General features: G+C 63.9%; 5 protein-coding genes and 1 pseudogene. 2 read left to right on the top strand and 4 right to left on the bottom strand.

Features of this window, described 5'->3' with window-relative positions; all coding sequences use genetic code 11:
- From AC1DY5_RS40990 to AC1DY5_RS40975, 4 genes are all read right to left on the bottom strand, one after another.
- A partial coding sequence (locus AC1DY5_RS40990; protein WP_478120171.1) for a Bug family tripartite tricarboxylate transporter substrate binding protein occupies positions 1-551 on the bottom strand: 551 nt, incomplete at its 3' end.
- 10 nt (positions 552-561) lie between these two features.
- Positions 562-1,551 (bottom strand): substrate-binding domain-containing protein, encoded by a 990-nt coding sequence (locus AC1DY5_RS40985; protein ID WP_478120170.1) that lies wholly within the window; start codon positions 1,549-1,551, stop codon positions 562-564.
- A gap of 4 nt (positions 1,552-1,555) precedes the next feature.
- Positions 1,556-2,875, bottom strand: coding sequence for a Rieske 2Fe-2S domain-containing protein (locus AC1DY5_RS40980; protein WP_478120169.1), 1,320 nt, complete (start codon positions 2,873-2,875; stop codon positions 1,556-1,558).
- 40 nt (positions 2,876-2,915) lie between these two features.
- Positions 2,916-3,413: a bacteriohemerythrin gene (locus tag AC1DY5_RS40975; RefSeq protein WP_478120168.1), complete on the bottom strand. Its 498-nt coding sequence runs from the start codon at positions 3,411-3,413 to the stop codon at positions 2,916-2,918.
- A gap of 238 nt (positions 3,414-3,651) precedes the next feature.
- Between AC1DY5_RS40975 and AC1DY5_RS40970 the strand changes: the two are divergent.
- Both AC1DY5_RS40970 and AC1DY5_RS40965 read left to right on the top strand, forming a co-directional pair.
- Positions 3,652-4,221 (top strand): annotated as a pseudogene (locus tag AC1DY5_RS40970) (transposase); the annotation flags it as partial.
- A 63-nt stretch (positions 4,222-4,284) separates the two neighbouring features.
- Positions 4,285-4,995 (top strand): tyrosine-type recombinase/integrase, encoded by a 711-nt coding sequence (locus tag AC1DY5_RS40965; protein ID WP_478120172.1) that lies wholly within the window; start codon positions 4,285-4,287, stop codon positions 4,993-4,995.
- The last annotated feature ends 242 nt before the right edge of the window (positions 4,996-5,237 follow it).

Below are 5,237 nucleotides of genomic sequence, written 5' to 3'. Positions count from 1 at the left end.
ACAATGCCCAGACTCGCGTTCATCGCCTCGGCTGTGAGGTGGTGGATGCTGCCGGGCCCCGACGAGCCGTAGTTCAGCGCGCCGGGCTGGGCTTTGGCTAGCGCGATCAGTTCATCGAGCGTATTGGCCTTCACGTTCGGGTTGACTGCCAGGAACAGCGGGGCCTTGCCGACCAGCGACACGGGCGCAAAATCGTTCACTGCGTCGTACGTCATCTTCTTGGTAAGCAACGGCGTGATCGACAGCATCGGCCCGTCGGTCACCAGCAGGGTGTAGCCGTCGAGTGGCGACGCGGCCAGCGTCGCGGCGGCCACCGCACCACCGGCACCGGGCTTGTTCTCGACCACCACGGGTTGGCCCAGTGCATCTGGGAGATAGCGTGACAGGACGCGCGCCACGGTGTCGGGCAGGCCGCCCGGCGAATAGGGAACGACCAGCTTGATCGGCTTCGAAGGATACGTGTCCGCCTGCGCGAGCGGTGCCAGCCCGAGGGTGAATGCCGCAATGGCGATGCTCGCCGCCGCCAGGCGTGTGAAACTTCTGCGATTCATGGGTGGGGTCTCAGATGCTGTAGGTTTCGTAAGTCGAGGGATGGAACAATTCATCCACGGCGACGCGGCGCGCGGAGAGCCCTTGCTCGTGGTGGGAACGCACGAAGGTCTCGAGCGTCTGGCGCGCCGAGGCAACGCCGTAAGACCAGAAGTCTTCGCCCATGGTCTCGCGCGCCGCCTGCAGTTGCTCTTCCACGAAGGGCAACGTGACCTTCGTCGCGGACGTATCTGAAAGCAATTGCAGCGCTGCCGCCTTCGATTGTGCAAAGGCCTTGACCACCGCGCTGGGAAGCCACGGATGCTGCTGTGCCAACTCCTTGCGGATCACCGCCACATGCATGATCGGGAACACGCCGGTGCGCCGGAAATAGTCTTTCGCGACCGCGGTCGGATCCTCGAACAGCCATCCGACGTTCGGATTGGCGAGTGCTGCGCGATTCGGCGGACGGGGCGCCATGAAGCCGTCGATTTCGCCGCAGTCGAGCAATTCGGAGATCGTTCGGCCATCCGGCGCCTGCTCGACCCGCACGTCGGGTGGCAGTTGGAGTTTGATTTTCTCGGGTCGGCCGGGGGTCTCGATGCCGCCCCGCACCCAGGTGACGTCCGATGGCTTGACGCCGTAGTCGTCTTGCAGGAACTGGCGCGCCCAGACGTTGGCCGTGAGCTGATACTCGGGCAAGCCGATGCGCTTGCCCTTCAGGTCCTCAGGCTTCCCGATGCGGTCCTTGCGGACGTAGATCGAAGTGTGCCGAAAGGCCCGCGACAGGAAGACCGGCACCGCGATGTACGGACACTCCCCCCTTGAGTGCTTCACCAGGTAGCTCGAGAAAGACAGCTCGGTGATGTCGAAGTCGACGCTTCGCATGGCCCTGAAGAACATCTCTTCGGGGTTCAGCAGCATGTAGACCGGATCGACGCCGTCGATCTGCACGCGGCCATCGAACAGGGCGCGCGTGCGATCGTAATCGCCCATGGCGACTGAAAGTTGCAGCTTGCTCATGGCGTCAAGCCTTCACCGAATAAGAGGGTTCGAGTTCGGGATGCTCCCGCCCATCGGGCCAGACATATCGCGCGTCGTACGAGCGCCAGTCGGTCGTTTTTGGAACGATCGCCTGGAACGCGCAAACCGCCGGCGTGACCGCCTCTTCGCCGGTGCCGATGGCCGCCTGACCCTCGCCGAAGGCCTTCACCGCATCGAGCATCTGTCTGCGGAACTCGACGATCGCGAGGTCGCTGGCGCCAAGCCGGTCGTGCGTGCGGTCGGCGATCGGTCCCATCGTCACCCACATCGCCACGTCCTGGTTGGGGAAGCCGGTGATGCCGGTGAAGTTGCCAGCCTTCATCGCGTTGCGGTCCTGCCAGAACTTGTTGTCCAGGTTGCGGAGCGGCCGGTACGTCGCGTCAAGGTCGACGCCAACCGTCTGACGCAGGAACTTGCGCCAGGTCTCGGTCTCAGGCGTCTGCGCCGCATGGCCCCACGCGATGAAATAGAAAGCCGTGTTCGTGTCGTCCATCGGAACGTTGATGTTCGCCACGTTGTAGAGATTATTCGGCGGGATCAGCGCCGTTGCCGGTGCGACGAATACCGTGGTTCGCACGTAGTCGTTGGCTGCGGCGTTGCTGATCGGGCGGCGCATGGCGGCGTAGCGAAAGCCGTAGCCAGTTCGCTGCACCTGCATGCGCGGCGCCTTGTCTGTCGAAGGGCGCAGCCACGTCTTGTCGGTGGCCTTGGCGCTGTCGACTCGCGCCGGGACCATATCCGAAGAATGCAGGCTCGAGCTGTGGGCAGAGTCGATCGCGCCTTCCAGGATCTGCGCCCAGTTGCAGGGCAGCAGAACCTTGGCGACGCTCACGCGCGTGTCCGCCGTCGGCGCCCAGGCCGGCGGCCTGAACTCCGGGACGCTGTCTTGGGGACCCATGTAGGCCCAGACCATGCTGCCCCACTCTTTGGTTGGGTAGGCCGAGTGCTTGACCTTGTCAGCCATGCCGCTGGCGGCGGGCTCGGACGCCATCTCGAGCACGTTGCCGTCGACGTCCATCTTCCAGCCGTGGTACAGGCAACGCAAGCCCCCTTCTTCGTTGCGACCGAACACCAGCGACGCACGCCGATGCGGACAGAGCTCGTCCATCACACCAACGCGGCCATCGGTGTCGCGAAAGACCACAAGGTCTTCGCCGAACACGCGCGCCTTGACCGGGTCGCCGTCGGGTTCGCTGACTTCCTCGATGAGACACACCGGCGTCCAGTGGCGTTTCATCAGTTGGCCCATCGGGGCAACGCCCTCCACGCGGCAGAGGAGGTCGTTTTCTTGTGCAGTCATCATGGGTCTTTTCCTTTCGAAGTATGTTGGTCCCGGGCGACGTCTAGGCCGATACAGGTTCGGTTGTGCGGCGCCGGTGCAGCACGATCGGCTTGCCGCCGTATCGTTGCTTGCTGATCCAATGGGACAGTGCCGAATCCAGGTGCTGCACGTGCGCGGGAAACCACACGGCCAGCTCGGCCGCCACGGCGCGTGCGACGCCATGCTCTCCACGCGCGAGCCGAAGGTGCACCCCCCGCAGTGTCGCGAGAACGGCTTCGTGCTCCTGCACGTGACAATCGCGGGCCGGAAAGTTGGTCGCAGCCATCGACGCGTTCTCGATGGCGAAGTGCGCGGCGGCTTGTTCCAGTAGCGCGCTTAGCAGTCCGGGCAACTCGTGGTCGGCGGCACCCTGCATTGCCGCGACCAGCGTCACGAAACGCTCGTGCTCCGCATCCATGGCCGCATGGCCAAGCAGCAACGAGTCATTCCAGGAAAGGCGGCTAAGTGTGTGGTCCATGGTTTCGGGGAGGCGAAATGCGGTACGAAGAACAGTCACCATTTTCCTTACGACTCTAAGTATTTTATGAATTGGCGCCCGATTCCGCAACACGTCCAGCTTTGGTGGTTACCCCAATATGGTTAGTAACCTAATGTTTTTCTACTGCGCCGAAGTAGATCGCATGCGTGGCGCACTCCACCAGTACCCCGCACATTGCGCCTGCGGATAGCCGGCATGGCCTAGGAGTCTGCGCGGCAGAAGCGTGACGAGCGCGCAGAGGCTTGATAGATTTGGGCGTATGCCCATCAGCTACCTGCCCTACGAGCCGCAGCGGCAAAGACTGCTTCCTGACGCGCTGCAAGACTGGCTGCCCGAAGGGCACCTGGCGTACTTCATCAGCGACGGTGTGGACAGCCTGGATCTGAGCGCCTTCCATGCACGTTACGCCAAGGGCGGGCCACGCAACCAGCCGTTCTAGCCGGCCATGATGATCAAGGTGTTGATCTACGGCTACGCGACCGGCACCTTCAGCTCGCGCAAGCTGGCGGCCAAGCTGCACGAGGACGTTGCCCTGCGGGTTCTGGCCGCGGAGAACCATCCGGCGCACCGCACACTCTCGGACTTCCGGGCGCTGCATCTGGAAGAACTGACCGCGCTATTCGTGCAGCTGGTGCGGCTGGCGCGCGAGTGCGGGCTGGTCAAGCTGGGCACCGTGGCGGTGGATGGCACCAAGCTGAAGGCGAATGCCAGCCGCCACAAGGCCATGAGCTATGACCGGATGGTCAAGGCCGATGGCGAGCTCAAGGCCCAGATCCAGGGCCTTCTCAACCGTGCCAAGGCGGCTGATGACCTGGAGAAGAACGAACCCACCAAGGTCACCGCGCAGAGCGTGGCCGTTGACGCGGCCGAGTTCCTCGAGTTCAAGCGCGCCATGGGCATGGGCTACCGGCGCGCGGAGTTCGTCCTCAACAGCTTCGTGCGCTTCGTCCGTGAGCGCTACGGCGAACGTCCGGCACTGCTGGAGGAAGTCGTGACGCTGTGGGAGGCGCGCAKAGAGAGTCGCAAGGCCATCACGGTAGGCAMCGAGTTCGGTGTCGTTCGGCAGCTGTGCCTGTTCCGTCGCCGGCGCGAACCTCGTGCGTTCGTTCCGGAGCACGCGGTGGCTCCTGTCAAGGAGTCGGTGTTCGTGCCCTACATTTTCAGTCGCGAAGAGGTCCTCGCCATCATCGAGGCGGCCACGCGGCACGAGGGGCGCAGTATATGGGGTGCGATGTTGCCTGCGCTCAGCCTGGTGCTGTACTGCACCGGCCTGCGATTGGGCGAAGCCACGAGACTGCGCATGGACGGCATCGATCTGCACCGGCAGATCCTGACCGTGCAGGGAATCAAGGGGCGTTCGCGCATCCTGCCGATCCGAGAAGATCTTGTGGCCGAGCTAAGACAGTACGCGCGGCGCCGCGACGAGATCCTGGCTGCCAACGGCGTTGCCGCGTCACCGGCGTTCTTCATCCGTCGCAACGCTACGCGCCGCTTCCGACGTGCTGCGCCGACTGCTTCAGGATCTGGGGTTGAAGCCCCCGAGGGGGCCGCGCCGGCGCCAGGCCGTACGAGTTCCGGCATGCGTTCGCCGTGCATCGGTTGACCGAATGGGCGATCGCAGGCGTAGACGTGCATGCTCGGTTACCGATGTTGTCGGCCTACCTGGGCCATGTGAACGTGCTGGGGACCGAGGTCTACCTCAAGGCCAGGGGCCTGCTGGAACGTGGCGTGACAAGAACCTGCATTGTCTGGCACGTGGCTCACGTTGTTAGGGCCGAAGAGGCACCGACCCGTTAACTACCGCCATGGATGCTTGCAACTCCTGCCTACGGTTCGCCGCCGCAG

The organism is Variovorax sp. P4_D9, assembly GCF_056401695.1.
Note: the sequence above shows the minus strand (reverse complement) of the source record. Positions and strands in the feature narration are given on the sequence as shown.